Origin of the sequence: Pseudomonas luteola NBRC 103146 (genome assembly GCF_002091675.1) — a bacterium.
Lineage (GTDB): Bacteria > Pseudomonadota > Gammaproteobacteria > Pseudomonadales > Pseudomonadaceae > Chryseomonas > Chryseomonas luteola.
In genome coordinates this window covers 1-1,365 of the sequence record NZ_BDAE01000078.1, presented here as the reverse complement: position 1 = coordinate 1,365, position 1,365 = coordinate 1, and the positions used below count along the sequence as shown (strand labels likewise).

General features: G+C 57.3%; 1 protein-coding gene. It reads left to right on the top strand.

The window, feature by feature from the left end:
• Positions 1 to 53 precede the first annotated feature (53 nt).
• Positions 54 to 1,301, top strand: a complete 1,248-nt coding sequence (locus PLU01S_RS25115) for an IS256 family transposase (RefSeq protein WP_019366207.1) — start codon at positions 54 to 56, stop codon at positions 1,299 to 1,301.
• Positions 1,302 to 1,365: the final 64 nt, after the last annotated feature.

The window sequence follows — 1,365 nt, the reverse complement described above, 5'->3', positions numbered from 1 at the left end:
AGAGGGTGTCAGAAATTTTGTGTTCGGGCATAACATGAGTAAGAGGTGCATGTATGCCAACCAAGAAGAAACCCCTGCGTGACCTGCCCAAGATCCCCAAAGAGCTGCTGGAGCAGTTCGGTGAGGGCCTGATGACTGCAGAAGCTATCGAGGATGCCTCTGCGGCATTTAAAAAGGCCTTGATCGAGCGTGCTCTGCATGCCGAGCTTGGCCACCACCTGGGCTATCCGCCGGGCGCGCAGCGCCCAGAGGATGAGTCCAACCAGCGTAACGGCAAGAGTGGCAAGACGGTTTTGACCGGTGATGGCCCGCTACGGCTGGACATTCCCCGTGATCGAGACGGCAGTTTTGCGCCCATTCTGATCCCCAAGCATGAGCGGCGGTACACCGGTTTCGATGACAAGATCATCGCCATGTACGCCCGTGGAATGACGGTCAGAGAAATCCGGGCTTTTCTGTCCGAGCAATATGGAACAGAGGTCTCACCCGACTTCATCAGCTCTGTCACCGACGAGGTCATGGACGAAATTGGCGCGTGGCAACAGCGGCCCTTGGAGCCGATGTACCCGGTCATTTTCTTTGATGCGCTGCGGGTGAAAATCCGCGAAGAAGGCTTGGTGCGCAACAAGGCCATTTACCTGGCGCTGGGCGTTCTACCCGACGGGACCCGCGATATCTTGGGCATCTGGATTGAGAACACCGAGGGTGCGAAGTTCTGGATGAAGGTGTTCAACGACCTCAAGACGCGAGGTGTCGAAGACGTGCTGATTGCCGTGACCGATGGCCTCAAAGGTATGCCAGAGGCTCTCAGTGCGGTGTTTCCAGAGACGACGCTGCAGACGTGCATCGTGCATCTGATCCGCAACAGCCTGGACTTCGCGGCCTGGGACAAGCGGCGGGCACTGGCCAAGGAGCTCAAGCCGATCTACCAGGCCATCAACGCCGAAGCGGCTGAGCAGGCACTCGATGAGTTCGAGAACGGGCCCTGGGGTGAGAAATATCCAACCGTGGTGGCGGCTTGGAGGCGGGCTTGGGATCGCGTAATTCCATTCTTTGTTTTCCCGCCCGCCATTCGGAAGGTGATCTACACCACCAACGCCATCGAGAGCATCAATGCCCAGCTACGCAAGGTCATCAAGACTCGCGGGCATTTCCCGAACGATGACGCAGCGACCAAACTGATATGGCTGGGACTGCGCAACATAACAGCCAACTGGGGAAAACCGGCCCATGATTGGAAAAGCGCGATGAATCAGTTTGCGATTCTGTACGGAGATCGGTTCATTAGGCCAACATGGTGAAAATCAGGGCCTGCCTGACGGCAGGCCGCTACCGGTCCGCACACAAAAAATCTGACACTCCCGG

What these genes read in the sequence shown, in the direction of transcription:
- PLU01S_RS25115 (WP_019366207.1), top strand. Translation starts at nt 54, where the DNA reads ATGCCAACCAAGAAGAAACCCCTGCGTGACCTGCCCAAGATCCCCAAA.